21 protein-coding genes are annotated in these 21,675 nt (G+C 71.3%); 15 read left to right on the top strand and 6 right to left on the bottom strand.

The window, feature by feature from the left end:
- Window positions 1-89 precede the first annotated feature (89 nt).
- Window positions 90-2,888: a preprotein translocase subunit SecA gene (gene secA / locus AB0J42_RS11080; protein ID WP_364291475.1), complete on the top strand. Its 2,799-nt coding sequence runs from the start codon at window positions 90-92 to the stop codon at window positions 2,886-2,888.
- 49 nt (window positions 2,889-2,937) lie between these two features.
- Here secA and AB0J42_RS11075 read toward each other — a convergent pair whose 3' ends face one another.
- The 3 genes from AB0J42_RS11075 to AB0J42_RS11065 all read right to left on the bottom strand — a co-directional run bounded on the left by AB0J42_RS11075 (window position 2,938) and on the right by AB0J42_RS11065 (window position 5,633).
- On the bottom strand, window positions 2,938-3,315 hold the full coding sequence (locus AB0J42_RS11075; protein WP_364291472.1) for an Rv3235 family protein: 378 nt from the start codon (window positions 3,313-3,315) through the stop codon (window positions 2,938-2,940).
- A gap of 224 nt (window positions 3,316-3,539) precedes the next feature.
- Window positions 3,540-4,868 carry a PTS transporter subunit EIIC gene (locus AB0J42_RS11070; RefSeq protein WP_364291469.1) on the bottom strand — a complete coding sequence of 443 codons (1,329 nt, stop codon included), beginning with the start codon at window positions 4,866-4,868 and terminating at the stop codon, window positions 3,540-3,542.
- Window positions 4,869-4,892: 24 nt separating this feature from the next.
- Window positions 4,893-5,633, bottom strand: a complete 741-nt coding sequence (locus AB0J42_RS11065) for a GntR family transcriptional regulator (protein ID WP_364291466.1) — start codon at window positions 5,631-5,633, stop codon at window positions 4,893-4,895.
- A 103-nt stretch (window positions 5,634-5,736) separates the two neighbouring features.
- Between AB0J42_RS11065 and AB0J42_RS11060 the strand changes: the two genes are divergently transcribed.
- From AB0J42_RS11060 to AB0J42_RS11020, 9 genes are all read left to right on the top strand, one after another.
- Window positions 5,737-6,780 (top strand): SIS domain-containing protein, encoded by a 1,044-nt coding sequence (locus AB0J42_RS11060; protein WP_364291463.1) that lies wholly within the window; start codon window positions 5,737-5,739, stop codon window positions 6,778-6,780.
- A 48-nt stretch (window positions 6,781-6,828) separates the two neighbouring features.
- A complete protein-coding gene (locus tag AB0J42_RS11055; RefSeq protein WP_364291460.1) occupies window positions 6,829-7,065 on the top strand; it encodes a PTS glucose/sucrose transporter subunit IIB in 237 nt (78 codons plus the stop codon).
- Between the two features lie 11 nt (window positions 7,066-7,076).
- A complete protein-coding gene (locus AB0J42_RS11050; RefSeq protein WP_364291457.1) occupies window positions 7,077-7,523 on the top strand; it encodes a PTS glucose transporter subunit IIA in 447 nt (148 codons plus the stop codon).
- Between the two features lie 38 nt (window positions 7,524-7,561).
- A complete protein-coding gene (locus AB0J42_RS11045; protein WP_364291454.1) occupies window positions 7,562-7,822 on the top strand; it encodes an HPr family phosphocarrier protein in 261 nt (86 codons plus the stop codon).
- A 119-nt stretch (window positions 7,823-7,941) separates the two neighbouring features.
- Window positions 7,942-9,240: a beta-N-acetylhexosaminidase gene (gene nagZ, locus AB0J42_RS11040; protein WP_364291451.1), complete on the top strand. Its 1,299-nt coding sequence runs from the start codon at window positions 7,942-7,944 to the stop codon at window positions 9,238-9,240.
- 152 nt (window positions 9,241-9,392) lie between these two features.
- Window positions 9,393-10,037, top strand: coding sequence for an HAD family phosphatase (locus AB0J42_RS11035; protein ID WP_364291448.1), 645 nt, complete (start codon window positions 9,393-9,395; stop codon window positions 10,035-10,037).
- Between the two features lie 31 nt (window positions 10,038-10,068).
- Complete coding sequence (locus AB0J42_RS11030; protein WP_364291445.1) at window positions 10,069-10,587, top strand: hypothetical protein; 519 nt, start codon at window positions 10,069-10,071, stop codon at window positions 10,585-10,587.
- Between the two features lie 8 nt (window positions 10,588-10,595).
- Window positions 10,596-11,222: an HAD hydrolase-like protein gene (locus tag AB0J42_RS11025; protein WP_364291442.1), complete on the top strand. Its 627-nt coding sequence runs from the start codon at window positions 10,596-10,598 to the stop codon at window positions 11,220-11,222.
- A gap of 82 nt (window positions 11,223-11,304) precedes the next feature.
- On the top strand, window positions 11,305-12,012 hold the full coding sequence (locus tag AB0J42_RS11020; protein WP_364291820.1) for a haloacid dehalogenase-like hydrolase: 708 nt from the start codon (window positions 11,305-11,307) through the stop codon (window positions 12,010-12,012).
- Window positions 12,013-12,175: 163 nt separating this feature from the next.
- Here the strand turns inward: AB0J42_RS11020 and AB0J42_RS11015 are convergent, their stop codons facing one another.
- Window positions 12,176-13,690 carry a penicillin-binding transpeptidase domain-containing protein gene (locus tag AB0J42_RS11015; RefSeq protein ID WP_364291439.1) on the bottom strand — a complete coding sequence of 505 codons (1,515 nt, stop codon included), beginning with the start codon at window positions 13,688-13,690 and terminating at the stop codon, window positions 12,176-12,178.
- A gap of 176 nt (window positions 13,691-13,866) precedes the next feature.
- Here AB0J42_RS11015 and AB0J42_RS11010 point away from each other — a divergent pair, with 176 nt between their 5' ends.
- Genes AB0J42_RS11010 through AB0J42_RS11000 form a run of 3 tightly spaced genes read left to right on the top strand, consistent with a single transcriptional unit; the run spans window position 13,867 to window position 17,657 of the window.
- The gene (locus AB0J42_RS11010; protein WP_364291436.1) at window positions 13,867-14,784 is read left to right on the top strand and encodes a LysR substrate-binding domain-containing protein; all 918 of its coding nucleotides are present in this window, start codon (window positions 13,867-13,869) and stop codon (window positions 14,782-14,784) included.
- Window positions 14,781-15,638, top strand: coding sequence for a serine hydrolase (locus tag AB0J42_RS11005; protein ID WP_364291433.1), 858 nt, complete (start codon window positions 14,781-14,783; stop codon window positions 15,636-15,638). The genes AB0J42_RS11010 and AB0J42_RS11005 overlap by 4 nt, the downstream gene beginning before the upstream one ends.
- 57 nt (window positions 15,639-15,695) lie before the next feature.
- Window positions 15,696-17,657 carry an acetoacetate--CoA ligase gene (locus AB0J42_RS11000; protein WP_364291430.1) on the top strand — a complete coding sequence of 654 codons (1,962 nt, stop codon included), beginning with the start codon at window positions 15,696-15,698 and terminating at the stop codon, window positions 17,655-17,657.
- On the opposite strand, the gene AB0J42_RS10995 is transcribed toward AB0J42_RS11000, so the two are convergent.
- A complete protein-coding gene (locus tag AB0J42_RS10995) occupies window positions 17,647-18,207 on the bottom strand; it encodes an NAD(P)H-dependent oxidoreductase (protein ID WP_364291427.1) in 561 nt (186 codons plus the stop codon). The genes AB0J42_RS11000 and AB0J42_RS10995 overlap by 11 nt on opposite strands.
- 291 nt (window positions 18,208-18,498) lie before the next feature.
- Here AB0J42_RS10995 and AB0J42_RS10990 point away from each other — a divergent pair, with 291 nt between their 5' ends.
- Both AB0J42_RS10990 and AB0J42_RS10985 read left to right on the top strand, forming a co-directional pair.
- Complete coding sequence (locus tag AB0J42_RS10990) at window positions 18,499-19,446, top strand: AraC family transcriptional regulator (RefSeq protein WP_364291424.1); 948 nt, start codon at window positions 18,499-18,501, stop codon at window positions 19,444-19,446.
- A gap of 76 nt (window positions 19,447-19,522) precedes the next feature.
- Entirely contained in the window at window positions 19,523-20,152 is a 630-nt protein-coding gene (locus tag AB0J42_RS10985; protein WP_364291421.1) for a GNAT family N-acetyltransferase, read from the top strand.
- Between the two features lie 14 nt (window positions 20,153-20,166).
- On the opposite strand, the gene AB0J42_RS10980 is transcribed toward AB0J42_RS10985, so the two are convergent.
- Entirely contained in the window at window positions 20,167-21,648 is a 1,482-nt protein-coding gene (locus AB0J42_RS10980) for an NADH-ubiquinone oxidoreductase-F iron-sulfur binding region domain-containing protein (protein ID WP_364291418.1), read from the bottom strand.
- Window positions 21,649-21,675 lie beyond the last annotated feature (27 nt).

The raw sequence follows: 21,675 nt of genomic DNA, 5'->3' as shown, positions 1-21,675 counted from the left end.
ACCGCCTACGATGGCACCGGGGAAGTTTTGTCTCGGCCTCTCCTCCTGGCGGCGCCGCCGGGGTAGACCTGCGAGGAGCTTTACATACAGTGGTAGCCATTCTCGACAAGATCCTACGCGCCGGCGAAGGCAAGACTCTGCGCAAGCTCAAGCGAATCGCAGACCAGGTCAACTCCATTGAAGACGACTTCACGAGCCTGACCGACGCCGAGCTGCGCGCCCTGACAGACGAGTTCAAAGAGCGCCATGCCGACGGTGAGTCGCTCGACGACCTGCTTCCCGAAGCGTTCGCGACCGTACGCGAGGCCGCACGCCGCGTGCTCGGCCAGCGTCACTTCGACGTGCAGATCATGGGCGGCGCCAACCTCCACATGGGCAACATCTCGGAGATGAAGACCGGTGAGGGCAAGACCCTCACCTGTACTCTCCCCGCCTACCTCAACGCCCTGTCCGGCAAGGGCGTCCACGTGATCACGGTCAACGACTACCTCGCCAAGCGCGACGCCGAGATCATGGGCCGTGTCCACCGCTTCCTCGGCCTCGAGGTCGGTGTGATCCTCTCCGGCCAGTCCCCCGACGAGCGCCGCAGGATGTACGCCGCCGACATCACGTACGGCACCAACAACGAGTTCGGCTTCGACTACCTCCGCGACAACATGGCGTGGACGCTCGACGAGTGCGTGCAGCGCGGCCACAACTACGCCATCGTCGACGAGGTCGACTCGATCCTCATCGACGAGGCCCGGACCCCGCTGATCATCTCCGGCCCCGGCGAGCAGTCCGGCAAGTGGTACCAGGAGTTCGCCAAGATCGTCCCGCGCCTGCGCCGCGGCGTCGAGGCGAAGAACCCGGGCGAGGAGAGCACCGGCGACTACATCGTCGACGAGAAGAAGCGCACGGTCGGCATCCTCGAGTCCGGTGTCGAGAAGGTCGAGGACTGGCTCGGCATCGACAACCTCTACAAGCCCGAGCACACCCACCTGGTCGGCTTCCTGAACAACGCCCTGAAGGCCAAGGAGCTGTTCAAGAAGGACAAGGACTACATCGTCTCCGACGGCGAGGTCCTCATCGTCGACGAGTTCACCGGCCGCGTCCTGCACGGCCGCCGCTACAACGAGGGCATGCACCAGGCCATCGAGGCCAAGGAAGGCGTGCCGATCAAGGACGAGAACCAGACTCTCGCCACGGTCACCCTGCAGAACTACTTCCGCCTCTACACCAAGCTCGCCGGCATGACCGGCACCGCGACCACCGAGGCCAACGAGTTCCACCAGACCTACAAGCTCGGCGTCGTCCCGATCCCGACCAACCGGCCGATGATCCGCAAGGACCAGCCGGACGTCGTCTACAAGACCGAGGACGCCAAGTTCAACGCGGTGGTCGAGGACATCAAGGAGCGCCACGAGCTCGGCCAGCCGGTCCTCGTCGGCACCACCTCGGTGGAGAAGTCCGAGCGGCTGTCGAAGGCGCTGCGCCGCCGCGGCATCCCGCACGAGGTGCTCAACGCGAAGAACCACGCGCGTGAGGCGTCGATCATCGCCGAGGCGGGCCGCAAGGGCGCCGTCACCGTCGCCACCAACATGGCCGGCCGAGGCACCGACATCATGCTCGGCGGCAACCCCGAGTTCCGCGCCGACCAGGAGCTGCGCCAGCGCGGCCTCGACCCGGTCGAGACGCCGGAGGAGTACGAGAAGGCCTACCCCGAGGCGCTGGAGAAGGCCAAGGCCGCGGTGAAGGCCGAGCACGAGGAGGTCACCGAGCTGGGCGGCCTCTACGTGCTGGGCACCGAGCGCCACGAGTCGCGCCGCATCGACAACCAGCTCCGCGGCCGTTCCGGCCGTCAGGGCGACCCGGGCGAGTCCCGCTTCTACCTGTCGCTCGGCGACGACCTGATGCGCCTGTTCAACTCGGCCCGGGTCGAGATGATCATGACGCGGCTCAACATCCCCGACGAGCAGCCGATCGAGTCCGGCATCGTCTCCAAGGCCATCGCCTCCGCCCAGCACCAGGTCGAGCAGCAGAACTTCGAGATCCGTAAGGAAGTTCTGAAGTACGACGAGGTGATGAACCGCCAGCGCAAGGTGATCTACGCCGAGCGCCGGCGCGTGCTGGAGGGCGCCGACCTGCACGAGCAGGTGCGCGGCTTCATCGAGAACGTCATCGACGGCTACGTCGACGGCGCCATCGCCGACGGCCTGCCGGAGGAGTGGGACCTCGAGAAGCTGTGGAAGGCCTTCAGCGGCCTCTACCCGATCTCCGTCAAGCTGGAGGACCTCCTGGAGGAGGTCGACGGCCAGCAGAACCTGAGCGACGATGTGATCAGGGAGCGCGTGAAGAAGGACGCGCTGGAGGCGTACGCCAGGCGTGAGGAGGAGTGGGGCCCCGAGGCCACCCGCGACCTGGAGCGGCGGGTCATCCTGTCCGTCCTCGACCGCAAGTGGCGCGAGCACCTCTACGAGATGGACTATCTCCGCGAGGGCATCGGCATGCGGGCGTACGCGCAGAAGGACCCGCAGATCGAGTACCAGCGCGAAGGCTACGAGATGTTCAACGCGATGCTCGAAGGCATCAAGGAGGACTCCGTAGGCTTCCTGTTCAACCTGGAGGTGGAGGTTCAGGAGAACCCCATCGTCGAGGAGCAGCAGGAAGACCCGATGCTGGCCGAGACGCGCTCCATCATCGCGCGCGGCCTGCGCGGCCCCGACCGTCCGGCGGAGCTCGAATACACCGCGCCCGGCGAGCAGGGCGAGGTCGAGCACACCCGGGTCCGCACCACTCCGGCCGAGCGCGCCGCCTACGGCAACGTCGAGCGCAATGCCCCGTGCCCGTGCGGCTCGGGCAAGAAGTACAAGCGCTGCCACGGCGACCCGAAGAACGCGAACAACTGACGCGCTGACGGAGCCCCCGCCCGGGAAACGGGCGGGGGCTCCCGCGTTCTCAGGCCGTCTCGAAGTCCGTGCAGAGCCACTGCACGCCCCGGCGTTCCAGGCGGAGCGCCAGTACGTGGTCGCGCTCGCCGCCGTGGACCATCAGACACATCTCCACGGCGCCGTCGCGGGGCTCCTTGACGTGGGGGACTCCGACGAAGGGCGGGCGCGGGGTGTCGATCATGCGGCCGGCCCGTACCAGCTCGCGGTAGGCCTGGTCGGTGAGCCGGTCGGCGACCGTCTCCGGAGGCCGCCGGCCGGACAGCACCTCGGCCAGCGCCTGGCCGAGGTGGCGGAGCCGGCGCTCGTCGGGGAGCGTCCCGGGCGGGCCGAAGACGAGGGGCGCGTCGAGCGCGAGCGAGCCGTGGACCTCGGGAAAGGGCGACATCGGAGCCTCCGGGGGTCGGGGGTGAGGGACGGTACTGAGAGGTTCCGGCCTCGGCCCGGGATACACGGGACGCCAACTTCCCCGCTTCCCGCCCCGGTTCGCGGTGGAAGGCGAAGAAGATCACCGCGAGTTGGAGTGGTCGCCTGCGGCGCGGCCCCGGGTTGCGGTCCTCGGGACGCGGCGCGTGGTCATGACCGAATCGGACCTCGGGACGCGCCGTGCGGTCATGACCGCATCGGGGTCGCCTCGCCCGAGTCCACGTCCGGTTCGGGCTCGCGGCCGGGGGTCATGATGTTCAGCCGCCGGATGAGGAAGCTGAAGACCAGGTAGTAGACGGCCCCGTACACCACGCCGAGCAGGAGGATGCCCGGCAGGTTCTGGGTGTTGGACTTGCTGGCGTTGAGCAGCAGGTCCAGCAGGCCCGCCGAGAAGCCGAAGCCGAGCTGCCCGCCGATCAGCGTGGTCAGCGCCATCGCCAGCCCGGTCAGCACGGCGTGCACGGCCAGCAGCAGCGGCGCGACGAAGATGAACGCGAACTCGATCGGCTCGGTGATTCCGGTGACGAACGAGGCCAGCGCCGCCGACAGCATGATGCCGCCGACCGTGGCCCGCCGGTGCGGGGGAGCGGCCCGCCACATGGCCAGCGCGGCGGCCGGCAGCGCGAACATCATGATGGGGAAGAACCCGGCCATGAACTGCCCCGACTCGGGCGCGCCGCCGAAGTAGCAGTTCCAGTCGCCGCTGAGCACCCGCCCGTCCACCTCGCAGGTGGGCACCACGTGCCAGACGATGGAGTTGGCGAAGTGGTGCAGCCCCAGCGGGATGAGCAGCCGGTTGATCAGCCCGTACAGGCCGGTGCCGAGCGGCCCGAGCGTGGTCAGCGCCTCCCCGGCGCTGCCGATCCACTCGCCGAGGATCGGCCAGACCCAGCCGATGAGCACGCCGAGTCCGAGCGCCACGAACGCGGTGAGGATGGGCACGAACCGCCGGCCGCCGAAGAACGCCAGCCACGCCGGCAGCTTGATCCGGTGGAACCGCTGCCACAGCAGCGCGCTGACCAGCCCCATCAGGATGCCGCCGAGCACCTTGGTGGGGTTCTGCAGGCCGTGGTCGATGATCTCGATGATGCCCTGGTCCTGGACCGCCCGCAGGGTCACGGTCTCGCGGATGGTCGACCCGGCGAACATCACCTTGCTCACCCGGTCGAACACCAGGTAGCCGACCATGGCGGCGAGCGCCGTGGTGCCGTCGGACTTGCGCGCGAAGCCGATGGCCACGCCGACGGCGAACAGCAGCGGAAGGTTCTCGAACAGGGCCTCGCCGGCCGCCGCCATCACGGCGGCGACCTCGGTCATCCAGGCGAAGCCCGGCACGTCGGCCAGCCCGCCGGGCTCGGCGCCGTTGGAGCCCAGCATGTCGGGCTGGCCGAAGCGGAGCAGCAGGGCGGCCACGGGGAGGGCGGCGATGGGCAGCATGAGCGAGCGTCCCAGCCTCTGCAGCACGTTCATCAGGCGGGAGAACGGCGAAGGCCGGGCGGCGGTGGTCTCGTTCACCGGGTGTTCCTCCGGGTCGGGCCCTCAACCCCGTCTTGCGGGCATTTCCAGTACGGTGCGTAGCTGGTAGCGGTCCGCCCGGTAGGTGGACACTCCCAGTTCGGCGCAGATTCCCCCGGAGAACGATCTGCGCTGGAGCAGCAGCACGGCGCCGCCGCGGGGCAGTTTGAGCAGGTCGGCGTCGCTCGGGTCGGCGATGCCGCCGTCGATGGTCAGCTCGCCCGCGTCCATGACCAGCCCGTAGCGCTGCTCCAGCAGCTCGTACAGCGACCTGTCGGTCAGGTCCTGGTCGGCGAGGTCGGGGGCGAGCTTGACCGGGATGTGGGCGCGTTCGATCGACAGCGGCTCCCCGTCGGCGGTGCGCAGCCGTTCGATGAAGTGGACGTCCTCGCCCGGCTGGATGCCGAGCTCCCTGGCCAGGTGGGCGCTGGCGCGCATGGTGCGCCGGTCGAGGTCGCGCGCGCCGGGCACCATGCCCCTGGAACGCATGTCCTCGGTGAACGAGGTGAGCTGGAGGGCCAGCTCGATCTTGGGCCGGGCGACGAAGGTGCCCTTGCCCGGCACCCGGTGCAGGCGGCCCTCGGAGACCAGGTGGTCGACCGCCTGGCGCACGGTCATCCGCGACAGGCCGAAACGCTGGCAGAGCTCGCGCTCGGACGGGATCGCGGCGCCGATGCTCAGCTCGTCGCTGTCGATCAGGTCGAGCAGGATCTCGCGGAGCTGGAAGTACTTGGGCACCGGGCTGTCCGGGTCGATCTGGGCCACGGGATCCTCCCCTCGCTCGGGCCTGTCTGATGAGTTATGGTTCTCACTGGTCTAGTCCGGACTAGACCACATGCCCCGAAACAGGGTCAAGTCTCCCCTAGGAATGAGCCCCCTGATGACCAAGATGCGCAGCGAGATCGCCGAGCAGCCGGAGGCGCTGCAGGCTACGCTCGACTCCCTGCTGCCGAGGATCGACGAGGTACGCGCGCTGGGCGAGCGGACCCGGCAACTGCTGTTCATCGCGCGTGGCACCTCCGACAACGCGGCAGTCTACGGCCGGTACCTGATGGAAGCGCACACCGGGCGGCTGTCCGGGCTCGCCGCCCCCTCCATCGCCACCGCCTACCGCAGCAAACTCGACCTCGAAGGCGTGCTGGCCGTCGGGATATCGCAGTCGGGCCGTACCGAGGAGATCGTGGAGACCCTCGCCTGGGCCAAAGACTGCGGAGCCGTCACCGTAGGCATCACCAACGGCGGCCCGGACAGCCCGCTCGCCGCCTCCGCCGACCTGGCCTGGTGCACCGTCGCCGGCAAAGAGGAGGCGGTCCCCGCAACCAAGACCTACACGACCGCGCTCGCCGCGCTGGCCGTGCTGGCGCTCGGGCTCGGCGCCGACGTGGACCGGGACGACCTGCTGCGGGTGCCCGAGGCCGTGGAGAAGCTGATCGCCGCGCCGGGCGACCTGGACGCGATCGTCGAAGGCCTTACGGACAAGCACGGCATGGTGGTCTCCGCCCGCGGCCTGGCCTTCTCCACCGCCCTGGAGACCGCGCTCAAGCTCAAGGAAGCCTGCTACCTGCACGCGATGGGCCTCTCGTACGCCGACCTGCTGCACGGCCCGATCGCCGTCGTCGACCGCGACACCCCGGCGCTGCTGATCGCCGCCGAGAGCGGCCCCACGCTGCAGGGCACGGTCGCGCTGGCCGAGCGGGTCGTCGCGGCGGGCGCCGCGGCGTTCACGATCGGTGGCGGCAGGGCCCTGGCGGAGGCGGGCACGGCCGCGATGAACGGCCCCGACCTGCCCGAATGGGTCGCCCCGATGGGCCTCGTCATCCCGGGGCAGCTGATCACCGAGGCGCTCGCCAGGAGGCTGGGCATCGACCCCGACGCGCCGCGCGGCCTGAACAAAGTGACCCAGACGGACTGACCCCCGCCTGAGTAGCCTGGTCGCACAGCGACGGACGAGGAGGGCCTGATGGCGGCTGACGTGCACGCGCTCATCGCCGGACTGGGCGGCGCCGGCAACATCATCGACGTCGAACCCTGCATCACCCGACTGCGCACGGAGGTCCACGACGCGTCCAAGGTCGACCAGGCGGCGCTCCGGGCCGCGGGCGCCCACGGGGTGATGTCCGCGGGGAACGTGGTCCAGGTCGTCGTCGGCCCGGAGGCGGACACGATCGCGAGCGACATCGGGGACCTCATCGGCTAGAAGGCGAGGCCATGACGACTGTTCTCGCCCCGGTGGAGGGCGCGGCGGTGGGGCTGTCCGCCGTGCCCGATCCGGTGTTCTCGGCCGGGATGGTGGGGCCGGGAGCGGCGATCGACCCCTGCAGGGGACCGGGCGCGGCGGTTGCCCCCATCAGTGGAAAAATCATGAAACTGCATCCGCATGCGTACGTCATCGTGGGAGATGACGGCAGAGGCGTGCTGGTGCATCTGGGCATCGACACGGTCCAGCTCAGAGGGAAGGGGTTCCGGCTGCTCGCGGCCGAGGGCGACCGGGTCCGCGCCGGCCAGCCGGTCGTGGCCTGGGATCCCGCCGAGATCGAAGCGGGCGGGCGCTCGCCCGTCTGCCCGGTGGTGGCGCTGGACGCGCTCGACGGCACGGTGACGGCCCTGGCCGAGGGCGCCGTACGGGCCGGCGACAAGCTGTTCCAGTGGACGTGAGGTCCGGCTGGTCCGGACCGGAGACTGAGGAGGAGCGGATGGGGGAGCGGAAGGCCAGGGTGGCGGCGGAGGTGGGGCTGCACGCCCGGCCCGCGGCCACGTTCGTGCAGACGGCGATGAAGGCCCCGATGGACATCACGGTGGCGCGGACGTCCGGCGGCGACCCGGTCAGCGGCAAGAGCATCCTGCAGATCCTGGCGCTCGACGTGCGCCAGGGCGAGGAGGTCGTGATCAAGGCCGAGGGCGAGGGATCGGAGGAGATCCTCGACCGGCTCGCGGAGATCGTCTCCACCCCGTAAGAAGGTGGGCGCTGCGCTGGCGGGATCTGGATGAGGGCGGTGTACGGGCGAGATCCGGATGAGGGGCGGGACCTGCACAAGTGGCGGTACCCCGGGGGGACCCGGATAGCGTGGGAAGCATGTTGCGACGGATCGGAACGGCAGGTCTCCTGGCGATGGCGCTCACGGCGTGCGCCGGCGGAGCGGCGAGCGTCGCGCCCGCCGCGAAGCCGCCCGCGTCCGAGGCGACCCCGGCGGAGCCCGCCGTCCAGCCCACGACGGCAGGCACCGCGGTCGAGGCCCCGACCCGCGACCCGGTGCAGCGGACGCTGGCGAAGATGACCGTGCGGGAGAAGGTCGGCCAGCTGTTCATGCCGGTCATCTACGGCACCGCGGCCGGCACCGTCTCCGGCGAGAACCAGGCCCGCTACGGCGCCCAGACCCCGGCCGAGGTCATCGGCAAGTACCACCTGGGCGGTGTCATCCTCTTCCCGGCCAACGTCAAGAACGTCCGCCAGGTCGTCGGGCTCACCAACGGGCTGCAGAAGTCGTCGGAGATCCCGCTGCTGATCGGCACCGACCAGGAGAACGGCCTGGTGTCGCGGATGTCCGCGGTCATGACCCGCTTCCCCGGCGCCGCCGAGATCGGCGCCACGGGCAAGCCCGCGCTGGCGCGCGACGTGGCCCGGGCCACCGGCGCGGAGCTGCGGGCGCTCGGCGTCAACCTCGACTTCGCGCCGGTGGCCGACGTCAACATCGACCCGAAGAACCCGGTGATCGGCAAGCGCGCGTACGGTGACGATCCCGGCGAGGTGGCCAAGATGGTCGGCGCGGCCGTCAAGGGCTTCGACCAGGCGGGCGTGGCCGCCACCGCCAAGCACTTCCCGGGCCACGGCGACACCCGCATCGACAGCCACACCGGCCTGCCCGTGATCAAGCACACCCGCGCGCAGTGGGAGCGGCTGGACGCGCCGCCGTTCAAGGCCGCCATCGCCGCCGGCGTCGACGCGATCATGACGGCGCACATCGTCTTCCCGAAGCTGGACCCGTCGGGCGACCCGGCCACGCTGTCCAAGCCGATCCTGACCGGGCTGCTCAGGAAGGAGCTCGGCTTCAAGGGCGTCATCTCCACCGACGCGCTCAACATGGCGGGCGCGAGGGTGAAGTACGACGACGGCGAGGTCGCGGTCCGCGCCGTGCTGGCCGGGGCCGACCTGCTGCTGATGCCGAACGACATGCCGGAGCAGTACAAGGCGGTGCTGAAGGCGGTCGAGTCGGGGCGGATCTCCCAGAAGCGGCTGGACCAGTCGGTCACCCGGATCCTCACCCTCAAGAAGGACCGCGGCCTGCTCGGCAAGACGCCGGTCGTCTCCGCGGAGAAGGCCGCCCAGGTGGTCCGCTCGGCCGAGCACCGCAAGGTCGCCGAGCGCGTCCGCTGAGCCCGTGACAGGGGTGAGTCCGGCCGCGGTCCGTCGCCGGGCGTGTCCACCGAGCCCGCGACAGGGGTAGGCCCGTCGCCGGGCGCGTCCGCCGAGCCCGTGACCCTCTACCCTGGATCTGGTTCCGTCACGGGAAGCGATGTGGAGGGTCTGTGGTCACCGGGCTGCTGATCGACTGGGGTGGCGTGCTGACCACCAGCATGAACGACGCCATCGCCCGATGGATCGCCGCCGACCGGATCGACGGCGATCACTACAAGGAGGTCATGCGCGAGCTGGTCGACGCCGCCTACAACGGCGAGGGGGAGAACCTCATCCACGGCCTGGAGCGCGGCGAGATCGACGGCAAGGCGTTCGAGCAGGATCTGGCGGCGCGGCTGCTGACGCTCGACGGGCTGCCGCCGGTCGCCGACGGCCTGCTGGAGCGCATGTTCGCCGGTTTCGAACGCGTCGAGGCGATGTACGACATGCTGCGCGAGGTGCGCGGCCACGGCGTCAAGACCTGCCTGCTCTCCAACTCCTGGGCCAACACCTACGAGCGCGACGGATGGGACGAGATCTTCGACGCGGTCGTCATCTCCGGCGAGGTCGGCATGCGCAAGCCGGAGCCGCGCATCTTCCACCACGCGCTCGGCCTGATCGGCAAGCCGGGCGAGTCGTGCGTGTTCATCGACGACATCAAGGCCAACATCCGGGCGGCCCGCGCGCTCGGCATCGCCGGGATCCACCACCGCGACGCGGACACCACCATCCTCGAGCTCGAGTCTCTCCTCCGGCTCCCGTTGCGGCGGGCATGATGGTGCCCGTGCGAACTGCGAAAGGTGCCTGATGCGCGTCTACCTGCCGTGCACGCTGCCCGCGCTGGCCAAGGCCGTCGAGGCCGGTGAGCTGGGCCCCGCCCCGCTGACCGGTTACGCGGTGACGCCCGCGCTGATCGAGTGGTACGCCTCCGGCGACACCGAGGAACTGGAGTACGTCGCGCTCACCGAGGCCGCCCGCGCCTCGCTGCGCATGCTCGCCGCCGACCTGGCCGACGGCGTGCCCGGCGGGCACCGCCGCGTCGTGGTGGCGGCCGAGGTGCCCGACAGCGCCGTCGAGGCGGGCGCCGCCCTGGAGGACAAGGGCCGCGTACGGGTGACCGCGCCGATCCCGATGGCCAAGGTGGCGGCCGTGCACGTCGACGACGAGTACGCGGTCGCGGACGTCAAGGCGGCCATCGCCGCGCTGCCCGACGCCGACAAGGGCGACGACGACGCCCGTTTCACGGTCGACGGCGCCGAGGCCCACGAGCTGATGTGGTACGCGACACAGGAGATCCCCGATCTGCTCCGCTCGTCACTAGGCTGAACGGCGATATGACTGAACACATCGTCTGGGACTGGAACGGCACGCTCCTGCACGACCTCGACGCCGTCGTCGGAGCCACCAACGAGGTCTTCAAACCGTACGAGCTGCCCCCGCTCGACGCCGACGCGTTCCGCGCCGTCTACACCAGGCCCATCTGGGTCGCGTACGAACGACTGCTCGGCAGGCCGCTGACCGAGGGCGAGTGGGAGCTGCTCGACAACGGCTTCCACGAGGCCTACTACAAGCTGAGCGGCGTCTGCGGGCTGGCCGTCGACGCCGAGGTGGCGCTGACGACCTGGGACGGCACCCAGTCGATCTGCTCGATGGCGCCGCACGCCCAGCTCGTGCCGCAGGTCGACTCGTTCGGGATCACCCGTCACTTCACCCGCGTCGACGGGCTGATCGGCATGACCGGCGGGGAGAAGGCGGCCCACATGGCGGCCCACATCGCCTCGATCGGCGTGCGCCCCCGCGACGTGCTGGTGATCGGCGACAGCGTGGACGACGCGGTGGCGGCCCGCCACGTCGGGGCCCGCGCGGTGCTCTACACCGGCGGCATGTCGAGCAGGGCGGAGCTGGAGTCGACCGGCTTCCCGGTCGTCGACACGCTGGCCGCGGCGCTCGACCATACCTGAACCGGACAGAGCGGTGCCCCGGCGGCGCCGTTGGCCGTAACCTGGCGGGGTTCGCTTTCAGGAGGCTGCCATCAACCGCTTGGTGCTGTGGAACGTCGACCTCACGCTGGTCGACGTGTCGATCGTGACCAGGGACGCCTACGTCGAGGCGTTCCGCGCCGTGACGGGGCGACCGCTGGTCAAGCTGGTGCCGCCGATGGGCCGGCCCGACTCCGAGATCATCTTCGAGACGCTGGCGGTCAACGGCGTCGTCGCCGAGGACGATCACCTGCCGCGCTTCCTCGACGCGCTGGCCGCGGCCTTCGCCGACCGGCGCAAGCGGATCGCCAAGGAGGGCCGGGCGATGGCCGGGGCCAAGGACGCGCTCCGGTCCGTGGCCCGGCTCGACGGCGTCACCCAGACGGTGCTGACCGGCACGATCAAGAGCAACGCGATGCTCAAGCTGCGGGCGTTCGGGCTGGACAAGTACGTCGACTTCGAGCTGGGCGGCTACGGCGAGGAGCCCTACTCGAAGGCCAGCCTGCTCCAGGTCGCCCAGGGCCGGGCGCGGGACCGTCTGGGCGTCCCGTTCACGGCGGACAACACGGTGCTGATCGGCGACTCGACCCGTGACGTGCAGACCGCCCGCATCGGCGGGGCCAAGATGATCGCGGTGGCTTCCGGCCGCTCGACGGCGGCCGACCTGCGCGAGGCAGGCGCCGACATCGTCCTCCCCGACCTCTCGAACGCCGCCGAGGTGGTGGCGGCCATCGCCACCCTGACCACCCCGCTCGATCGCAAGGCCGTCTGACCAGGCCGACCGCAAGCACCGGAAAGGCCCAGGGCGGCTCGCAGCAGCCCGGGGCGGGCGGGCATTGTGGTCGGGGTGGCCCGGGAGGAACAAGCAGGCGCAGGCTGGGTGGGGTGGCCCGGGATGGACAGGCAGGCGCAGGCTGGGGGTGGGCGCGGGTTGGTCAGGTGAGTTGGCGGAGGAAGCGGGCGGCGATGGGGGCGGCTACTGAGGCGCCGGCGCCTCCGCCTTCGACGACGACGGCGAAGGCGAGGTCGCCGCGGTAGCCGATGAACCAGGCGTGGGAGGGCGGCTCTTCGCCTGAGCCGTACTCGGCGGTGCCGGTCTTGCCGGCGGTGCCGGGCGGGAAGCGGACGGCGTGCGCGGTGCCGTCGGTGACGACGGCGGGCATGAGGTCGCGCAGGGCGGCCACCACGTCCTTCTCCAGCGGGCGCGGCCGGAGCGTGCGGTCGGGCACCATCTCCTCGGCCACCACGCGGGGCGGCCGCCAGGCGCCGGAGGAGATGGCGGCGGCCACCGAGGCCATGTTGAGCGGGCTGGCCAGCACCCGGCCCTGGCCGATGGAGGCGGAGGCGAGGTCGGTGTCGTCCTTCGGGGCGGGGAACTCGGCCCGGACCGCCGGCACCCCCGGTGCGATCTTCTCGCCGAAGCCGAAGCTCCGCGCCACCTCGGCCAGGCGTCCGGCGCCGAGCCGGGACACGGTGAGGTCGCCGAAGGTGGTGTTGCACGAGTGCGCGAAGGCGTCGCGGAACGACAGGGTGCCGAAGTCCTTGTATCCGGCGTTGCGGAACGGGAAGCCGCCGATGTTCTGCTGGGCCGGGCAGGACACCTGGGCGTCCGGTTCGGCCCCGCCGGCGACGAGCGCGGCGGCGGTGACGACCTTGAAGGTGGAGCCCGGCGGGTACTTGCCGAGCAGCGCCCGGTTGAACCCGCCCGGCTTGTTCACCACGGCCAGCACTTCCCCGGTGGAGGGCCGTAGTGCCACGAGCGCGGCCGGTTTGCCGACGTTCTCCAGCGCCGCGGCTCCGGCGGCGTGCACTTTCAGGTCGATCGTGAGGCGCACCGGTTCCTTCTCGCTGGTGCCCGACAGGGTCTCGATGGGCCTGCCGCCCTCGTACAGCCGGACGTGGTTCGTCGCGCCCTCGTGGAACCGGTCGGGGTAGGTCTCGCGCAGGCCCTCGACGAGCTGCTGCACGGAGCCGGGGGCGTCGGGGGTGTCGACGCGGGTGCCGTCGGCGGCGAGCACGGGCGTGGGCTCGTCCTTGACGCGGACGGCCCGGATCGTCCGGTCCGCGGTCAGGTCGGGGTGGAGGGTGGCCGGGCTCCAGTCGATCTTCCAGGTACGGTCCCGCTCGACGAACTTGAGTTCCCCCTCGTACCGGAAGTCGGCCGCGCCCTGCACGGCGGCGTGGAAGTGGACCGAGCCGGTGGAGGCGCCGCTCGCGGCGAAGACGCCGGTCGGGACGTGGCGCTCCAGGGCGATCCGCTCGGCCTTGAGGTCGGCGAGGAAGCGCCGGTGGATGCGCTCGAAGTCGGCGGGCGGGTCGGCGACGAGCTCCCGCATTTCCGCGTAGGCGCCGCCCTCCCACGCGCTGAGGTAGGCGTCGGCCACCTCTTCCGGCGAGCCGGTGGTGCGCAGCGCCCATACGGCCCCCGCCGCCGCGAGTACCGGCACCATGATCGCCGCGCCGATCCACGGCCATCGGCGTCTGCGCCGGAGAGGAGCCTCCGGCCGAAGTTGTGAAAGTTCCCCCAGTGGTGAAGACATGAGGCGAGGACAGCAGAGGCCGACACGACCTGTCCAATACCGATATATCCCATGCATTGATATGGGTCCCGATATAGTAGCTGGTCATGGACCTGGTCCGGCACCTCCGGTACTTCACCGTACTCGCGGAGGAGCTCCATTTCGGCAACGCCGCGATCCGGCTCGGCATGGCCCAGCCGCCGCTCAGCCAGCGCATCAAGCGCCTGGAGGAGGAGCTGGGCGTGCGGCTGTTCGACCGCGGCGGGCGCCAGGTCCGGCTGACCGACGCGGGCCTGCGGCTGCTCGGCGAGGCCAGGGAGATCGTCGACCGGGTCGACCGGCTGCACGAGCTGGCCAGGCACGGCGAGGGCGCCGTGCTGAAGGTCGGTGTCCCGCCCGACCTGGCCGCCGCCGTGATCGCCGCCCTGGTGGAGGGCTTCCGCGAGGCCAACCCGGAGGTACGGCTGTCGCCGTCGGAGATCTGGACGGCCGACCAGGTGACGGCGCTGACCGGCGGCACGATCGACGTGGGCCTGGTGCGCCACCCGGTGAACGCCCCCGGGCTCGGCTTCGGCCCGCTGCTGGTGCAGCCGCAGGGCGTGCTGCTGGCGGAGAGCGACCCGCTGGCCGGCTCGGGCGAGCTGCACCTGGCCGACCTCGCCGGGCGCGAGCTGGTGATGCCGCCCAAGGAAGGGGAGCCCGGGATGCACGCCGAGGCGCTGGCCGAGTGCCGCCGCCACGGCTACGTGCCCGGCCGGATCCACCAGGGCGCCGGGCTGGGGCTGGTGCTGGCCGGGATGGCGGTGGCGTTCGCGCCCAGGACGGAGGTGCCGGGCCTGGCCTGGCGCCCGCTGCTGGGCTCGCCCATCGCCTACCGCGTCTCCACGGCCTGGCGCGCCGAGACGGACGCGGTCAAGGACTTCTCCGCGCTGACCGTACGGATTCTGAAGGAGCGGGCGGGGATGACGGACGAGGCGGCGGCCCCCGTGCGGCGGGTCAGCCGGAGGCCGGGGATGCTGGCATGATCGGGCCGGTGTTCGGTGAGCTGTTCCGGGTGGCCGGGGTGACGGGCTGGCTGTTCGCCACCGACCTCGACTCCGGGCGGGAGGTCGGCCACGACCCCGACGAGTGGCTGCCGATCGCCTCGATGTTCAAGGTGGCGCTGCTGGTCGAGCTCTGCCGGCAGGCGGACGCCGGGCGGCTCGACCTGTCCGGCCGGGTGACCGTGAGAGGCGCCGAGCGGGTCTCCGGGCCGACCGGGCTGTCGGCCATGCTCGACGACGTCACCATGTCGCTGCGCGACCTGGCCTACCTGATGATCGCGGTGAGCGACAACACCGCCGCCGACGCGCTGCTGGCCAGGGTCGGCATGGACGCGGTCAACGCCATGCTGGAAGGCTTCGGGTTCGAGGCCACCCGGGTGCTGATGGGCGCTGGGGAGACCAACGCCAGCATGGCCGAGGACACCGGGCACGGCTGGCCGTACCTCGACCCGGAGGACCTGGCCCGGATGCGGGCGCTCGACCCCCGCCGCACCAACCGCAGCACGCCGCGCGAGCTGGCCCGCCTGCTCGGGCTGATCTGGCGCGACGAGGCCGCCTCGCCCGAGTGCTGCGCGTGGATGCGCGCCGTGCTCAACCTCCAGGTCTGGCCGCACCGGCTCGCCTCCGGTTTCCCGTACGACGACGTGGCGGTCAGCGGGAAGACCGGGACGCTGCCGACGATGCGCGGCGAGGCGGGCGTGGTCGAGTACCCCGACGGGGGGCGCTACGCGGTGGCGGTCGTCACCCGATCCTTCAGCCCCGCGCTCAACCAGCCGCGCGCCGACGCGGTGATCGGCACCGCCGCCCGTATGGCGGTGGACCACCTAAGGCGCTAGCAAGTTATGTGGGCTCGCGGGTATGAAACCCGCCCGGCCTGCCGACAGGATGGGGACATGGTTGCTGAAGGTGCACTTCTCTGGGAGCCGACCGGCGAGATCGTGGCCCGCGCCCATCTCACGCGGTATCTGGAGTGGCTGGGCCGCCCGGGTGCGGCCTACGAAGAGGTGTGGCAGTGGTCGGTCGACGACCCGGCCGCGTTCTGGTCGTCGGTCTGGGACTACTTCGGGGTGGTCGGCGAGCGCGGCGACGGGCCCGTCCTCTCCGGGACGATGCCGGACGCCACGTGGTTCACCGGATCCAGCCTCAACTACGCGGAGAACGCGCTGCGGCGCACCGACGGCACCGCGCTGGTGTTCGTCTCGGAGGACGGCGCCCGCCGGGAGATGTCGTACGCGGAGCTGCGCGAGGAGGTCGCCCGGGTCCGCGCCGGCCTGGTGCGGCTCGGCGTCGGGCGCGGCGACCGGGTGGCCGCCTACCTGCCGAACATCCCGCAGGCGCTGATCGCGTTCCTGGCGACCGCCTCGCTCGGCGCCATCTGGTCGGCGGGCTCGCCCGACTTCGGGGTGCCCAGCGTGATCGACCGGTTCAAGCAGATCGAGCCCAAGGTGCTCATCGCTGTCGACGGCTACCGCTACAACGGCAAGGACTTCGACCGCACGGCCGCGGTCAACGAGATCGCCGCCGGGCTGCCCAGCCTGCGCGCCACCGTCTGGATCCCGTACCTGGCCGCCGCGGCGGAGGGACGGCCGCCGCAGGAGGCCGAGCCCGCGACGCAGACCACGCGCGAGCTGCCGCACGGCGACGTGATCGGCTGGGAGGGGCTGCGGGCCGAGGAGGGGCCGCTGGAGTTCGAGCGGGTGCCGTTCGGCCACCCGCTCTGGATCCTCTACTCCAGCGGCACCACCGGGCTGCCCAAGCCGATCGTGCACGGCCACGGCGGGATCGTGCTGGAGCACCTCAAGTCGCTCTCCTTCCACCAGGACCTGGGCGAGGGCGATGTGTTCTTCTGGTACACCACCACCGGCTGGATGATGTGGAACTACCTCGTCGGCGCGCTGCTGGTGGGCGCCACCCCGGTGCTGTACGACGGCTCGGCCGGGTATCCGTCGCCCGCCGTGCTCTGGCGGATCGCCGCCGCCGAGGGGGTGACGTACTTCGGGACGGGCGCGCCGTACATCATGGCCTCGATGAAGGCCGGGGTCGTCCCCGAAGGGCTGGAACGGCTGCGCGGGGTCGGCTCGACCGGGTCGCCGCTGCCGCCCGAGGGGTTCGCCTGGGTGGCCGAGCAGCTGCCCGGGGTGCCGGTCGGGTCGTTCTCCGGCGGCACCGACGTGTGCACCGGGTTCGTCGGCGCCACCCCGCTCCACCCGATCAGGGCCGGGGTCATCCCGTGCCGGTCCCTCGGGGCGAAGGTGGAGTCCTTCGACCCCGAGGGCAGGCCGGTGGTGGGCGAGGTGGGCGAACTGGTCCTCACCGCGCCGATGCCGTCGATGCCGGTCATGTTCTGGAACGACCCCGGCGGCGAGCGCTACCGCGACAGCTACTTCGACGTCTACCCGGGCGTCTGGCGCCACGGCGACTGGATCAAGCTGAACGACGACGGCAGCTGCGTCATCTACGGCCGCTCCGACTCGACCCTCAACCGGGGCGGGGTGCGGATGGGCACCAGCGAGTTCTACCGGGTCGTGGAGCGGTTCGGCGAGGTGGCCGACAGCCTCGTCATCGACACCGGCCAGCTCGGCCAGGAGGGGCGGCTGCTGCTGTACGTGACGCTCGCCGAGGGGGCCGAGCTGACCCCCGAGCTGGAGCAGGAGCTCCGTACGACGCTGCGCAAGGAGTTGTCGCCCCGGCACGTGCCCGACGAGATCCACGCCGTCCCCGGCATCCCCCGCACGCTGTCCGGCAAGAAGCTCGAAGTCCCCGTACGCAAGATCCTGCTCGGCACCCCCGTCGAGCAGGCGGCCAACCCGGACGCGATGGCCAACCCCGAAGTGCTGCGCTACTTCACGCCCTGACCGGCCGGAGCGCCTTCGCCCAGGCGCCGACCTGGTCGAGCATGGTCGTGACCCGCTCCTCCTGATGCGGGCCGGGGCAGAACCTGCTCATGTCCTCGAAGTCGGTGTAGAGCGAGAGCGTGACCTGGGCGGGCACGTCGGCGACCTTGAGCCGGCCGAGCACCTGGCGCAGGTGCTCGGCCGCCCGGGCGCCGCCGTCGACGCCGTAGCTGACCAGCCCTGCCGCCTTGTCGGACCACTCGTGGTACAGGAAGTCGATGGCGTTCTTCAGCGCCCCGGTGATCGAATGGTTGTACTCCGGGGTGACGAACACGAAGCCGTCGAACTCCGTGATCCGGTCGGACCACGCCCTGGTGTGGGCTCGCTCGTACTGCTGGCCGGCGGCGGCGGGCAGCGTCTCGTCCAGGTGCGGCAGCGCGAAGTCCGCCAGGTCGACCAGCTGGTAGTCGGCGTCGCCGCGCTTGACCGCCAGGTCGTGCACCCACCGGGCGACGCTCTCCCCGGAACGGCCCGGCCGCGTGCTGCCGATGATGATGCCAATCTTGATCATGAAAAAACTCCTCAGAGAGTGATGATGATCTTTCCGCGGATCTGTCCCGCCTCGGACCTGCGGTGCAGGGGTAGTCAGCCCGGCCACGGGGACCGCGGCGCGGGCCTGGGGGCGTCCTCGATCCGGATCACGCCGGGGTCGCCGTACTCGTGGATGCGCGCGGCGCGCATCAGCGTCGTGACCAACAGGCACTCCTTTCGCCGCGAGCAACAGTAGGAGGGACGGGTGCGACTTCCAATGTGTCAAGATCCAGGTTTTTTACGTGAGCGTCTACGGGCTTAGACTCCCGGCGTGGACGTACTCAGTGATGTGATCGCGGGCATGCGCATCGGCCGGCCGCACTCGATGCGCGTCACCTGGCAGGCTCCGTGGGGGCAGCGCTTCGCCGTGATGCCGGGTTCGGCCGGGTTCCAGGTGATCCTTCAAGGGTCCTGCTGGCTGATCCCCGACACGGGGGAGCCGGTCCAGCTCCACGTGGGCGACGTGCTCTTCTTCCCGCACGGCCACGGCTACGCGCTGGCCGACTCGCCGTCCACCCCGATCCCCGACTGGGTCTGCGAGCCCGGCGACGACATCGAGCTGTTCGCCTCCGCCTCGGCGGGCGGGTCCGGCGCGGTCACGGCGACGCTCTGCGGCGGCTACCGGCTCGACCGGGCGAACGGTCACCCGATCCTGCGCGAGCTGCCGGAGACGATCCACCTGCCCGCGCGCCTGGGGGAGCGCCGGGAGCTGCGGGCGGCCGTCGACCTGCTCGCCGCCGAGATCGCGAACCCGGGGCTCGGCGCCGACACCGTCGTGGCGTCCCTGCTCGACACCCTGCTGCTCTACATCCTCCGCGCCTACCTGGACCTGGAGTCCGAGTACTGCGAGGCCGGCGGCTGGGCCGCCGCCCTCGCCGATCCCGGCATCAGCGCCGCCCTGGAGGCCGTCCACCGCGACCCGGCCCATCCGTGGACGGTCGCCTCGCTCGCCGGGCTGGCCGGGCTCTCGCGGGCCGCCTTCGCCCGCCGCTTCGCCGCGCTGGTGGGGCAGCCGCCGCTCGGCTACCTGACCTGGTGGCGGCTCAACCTCGCCTCGCGGCTGCTGCGCTCGACGGACGCGCCGCTGAGCGAGGTGGCCCGGCGGGTCGGGTACGGCTCGGAGTTCGCGTTCGCCAACGCGTTCAAGCGCGCGTTCGGTACGCCTCCGGGCAGGTTCCGGCGTGAGGCCTGCCCGCTGGCGCCTGCTCTCGCCCGATGACCACTTGTGTTCGGATACTTGACACTCAGAGAAAATGGCTCGCTAGCGCGATTTATTGGTGGGAATATGCGGCATCATGCGGAATTGGCCGTTTTTCCAGCTCTCCATCACCACACCGCGCCTCGAACTCCGCTACCCCTCGCTCGACGACCTGGACGAGCTCGCGGACCGCGCGGCCGAGGGCGTGCACGAGGCCGGCGTCATGCCGTTCGTGTTCCCCTGGTCGGAGGCGGCCCCGGCCGAGCGCGCCCGCAGCGTCGTCCAGTACCACTTCGCCAGGTGGGGTGAGCTGTCCCCGGACAAGTGGAGCCTCGACTTCGTGGTGCTCTTCGAAGGCCAGATCGTCGGCACGCAGGGGCTGACGGCCGAGGACTTCACGATCCTGCGCGAGGTGTCGTCGGGGTCCTGGCTGGGCCGCAGGTTCCACGGCATGGGCATCGGCACCGAGATGCGCGCCGCCGTCCTCCACCTGGCCTTCGCCGGGCTCGGCGCCGTGTACGCGACCACCTCGGCGTTCGAGGACAACCACTCCTCGATCGCGGTCACCCGGAAGCTCGGCTACCGCGACGACGGCATCACGCTGCACCGGCGGCAGGGCAGGCCGGTCGTCACGCGCAACTTCCGCCTGCCCCGCGCCGCATGGCCCCCTGCGGAGGGGATCGAGATCCACCACCTGGGCCCGTGCCTGCCGCTGCTCGGCCTGTAGTCACCCGTCCCCGATCACCGGGCCTCGGCCAGCCGCAGCGCCAGCGCCGGGCACATGTCCACGGCCCGGTTCGCCTCCTTGAGCATCCACCCGGGCACCGGCTTGAACGACGGGAACCCGTAGTCGTCCAGCTCCACGAACTCCGGCAGCAGGTGGGCGCAGAGCCCGTGCCCCTGGCAGCGGGTCCAGTCCACGTCCAGGCGGTACTCCGGCTCGTCCTCGCGCTCCGGCAGCGGCAGCACGCCGCGCACCGGCCGCCCGCACGAGCCGTGCTCCAGGTGGAGCGCGATGTCCTCCTCGAACGCGTCCAGCGACGACAGCACGAACCTGGCCGTGCCGTCCGGGTGGAAGCAGGCCCCCCGCCGCTCCACCACCCGCACCGAACGGCGCACCGCGTCGATCGAGCCGGTGCCCTCCGACAGCGCCGTCAGGCCCCTGGCCACGTCGGGCAGGCCCAGCCGGCACGGCCCGCACTGGCCGGACGACTGGGCCGCGAGATAGGCGGCCACCCGGGCCGCCTCGCCCACCGGGCAGGTCGACTCGCCGAGCGGCACCACGATGCCCGCCCCCAGGCTGCCGCCCGCCACCTTCATGCCCTCGCGCGAGACGATCGCCGACATCGCCGTGCGGGCGTCCAGCCAGGCGCCGTGGTAGCCGCCGATGAGCACGCCGTCGCCGATCTCCGCGTCGCACACGTCGAGCACGTCGATCAGCCGCGTGCCCGTCGGGGCCTCCACCACCGCCGGGTTCGCGGCCCCGCCGCTCACCGTCAGCAGGATGGTCCCGGGCTCCCGGCTGGTGCCGACCTTCGCGTACTGCTCGGCGCCGAGCTCGATCAGCACCGCGAGCTGCGCGAACGTCTCGGTGTTCGACAGCAGGGTGGGCAGGCCGTCCACGCCGCTGGTGCTCGCCCGCCGCTTGCGGCCGGGCGGCACCGGCTCCAGGCCGTTGACGGCGCGTACCAGCGCGCCGCCCTCGCCCGAGATGAACCGCTCCTGCAAGCCCACGACGCGGATCCCGATGCGGCTCTCGGCGGCGCCCGCCACGTTGGCGGCGCGCCGCTCGGCCACGGCGGCCTTGATCGACGACTCGGCCACCTCGCCCGCCACGGTGGCGACCACCACCTCGCGGGCGTTGAGCGCCTCCGCCGCCAGCACGGCGCCGTCCAGCACCAGATGCGGGTTGCGGACCAGCAGCATCGCGTCCTTGGAACTGGCGGGCTCCCCCTCGGCCCCGTTCACCAGGACGACGCACTCGCCCGAGCCGGCGGCGTCGGCGACCGCCCGCAGCTTGCGTGCGAACGGGAACGCCGCGCCGCCGCGCCCGCGCATGTCCACCGCCTCCACCTGGGCGATGATGTCGTCGAGCGTGCGGGGCACCTGGTCGCCGTGGAGCGTCCGGTGCGCCGGCAGATCCAGCCTCCTGGTGTGGTCGAGTCCGGCGGTGAGCCGGGCCGGCCCCAGCCGCAGCACACGCGGCACCGAGTGGGGGATCACGACTTCTCCTGGTCGATCATGGGCGGG

Origin of the sequence: Nonomuraea sp. NPDC049649 (assembly GCF_040675175.1) — a bacterium.
Lineage (GTDB): Bacteria > Actinomycetota > Actinomycetes > Streptosporangiales > Streptosporangiaceae > Nonomuraea.
The sequence above is the reverse complement of the archived record's forward strand: the minus strand, read 5'-3'. Positions and strand labels throughout refer to the sequence as shown.

Excerpts from the sequence above, each read along its gene's own strand:
- AB0J42_RS11045 (WP_364291454.1), top strand. The coding sequence starts at position 7,562 with ATGGGGGAGCGGAAGGCCAGGGTGGCGGCGGAGGTGGGGCTGCACGCC.
- AB0J42_RS11060 (WP_364291463.1), top strand. The coding sequence starts at position 5,737 with ATGAGCCCCCTGATGACCAAGATGCGCAGCGAGATCGCCGAGCAGCCG.
- AB0J42_RS11005 (WP_364291433.1), top strand. The coding sequence starts at position 14,781 with ATGATCGGGCCGGTGTTCGGTGAGCTGTTCCGGGTGGCCGGGGTGACG.
- nagZ (WP_364291451.1), top strand. The coding sequence starts at position 7,942 with ATGTTGCGACGGATCGGAACGGCAGGTCTCCTGGCGATGGCGCTCACG.
- AB0J42_RS11030 (WP_364291445.1), top strand. The coding sequence starts at position 10,069 with ATGCGCGTCTACCTGCCGTGCACGCTGCCCGCGCTGGCCAAGGCCGTC.
- AB0J42_RS11055 (WP_364291460.1), top strand. The coding sequence starts at position 6,829 with ATGGCGGCTGACGTGCACGCGCTCATCGCCGGACTGGGCGGCGCCGGC.
- AB0J42_RS11015 (WP_364291439.1), bottom strand. The coding sequence starts at position 13,690 with ATGGTGCCGGTACTCGCGGCGGCGGGGGCCGTATGGGCGCTGCGCACC.
- AB0J42_RS11050 (WP_364291457.1), top strand. The coding sequence starts at position 7,077 with ATGACGACTGTTCTCGCCCCGGTGGAGGGCGCGGCGGTGGGGCTGTCC.
- AB0J42_RS11025 (WP_364291442.1), top strand. The coding sequence starts at position 10,596 with ATGACTGAACACATCGTCTGGGACTGGAACGGCACGCTCCTGCACGAC.
- AB0J42_RS11010 (WP_364291436.1), top strand. The coding sequence starts at position 13,867 with ATGGACCTGGTCCGGCACCTCCGGTACTTCACCGTACTCGCGGAGGAG.
- AB0J42_RS11000 (WP_364291430.1), top strand. The coding sequence starts at position 15,696 with ATGGTTGCTGAAGGTGCACTTCTCTGGGAGCCGACCGGCGAGATCGTG.
- AB0J42_RS10985 (WP_364291421.1), top strand. The coding sequence starts at position 19,523 with ATGCGGAATTGGCCGTTTTTCCAGCTCTCCATCACCACACCGCGCCTC.
- AB0J42_RS10995 (WP_364291427.1), bottom strand. The coding sequence starts at position 18,207 with ATGATCAAGATTGGCATCATCATCGGCAGCACGCGGCCGGGCCGTTCC.
- AB0J42_RS11075 (WP_364291472.1), bottom strand. The coding sequence starts at position 3,315 with ATGTCGCCCTTTCCCGAGGTCCACGGCTCGCTCGCGCTCGACGCGCCC.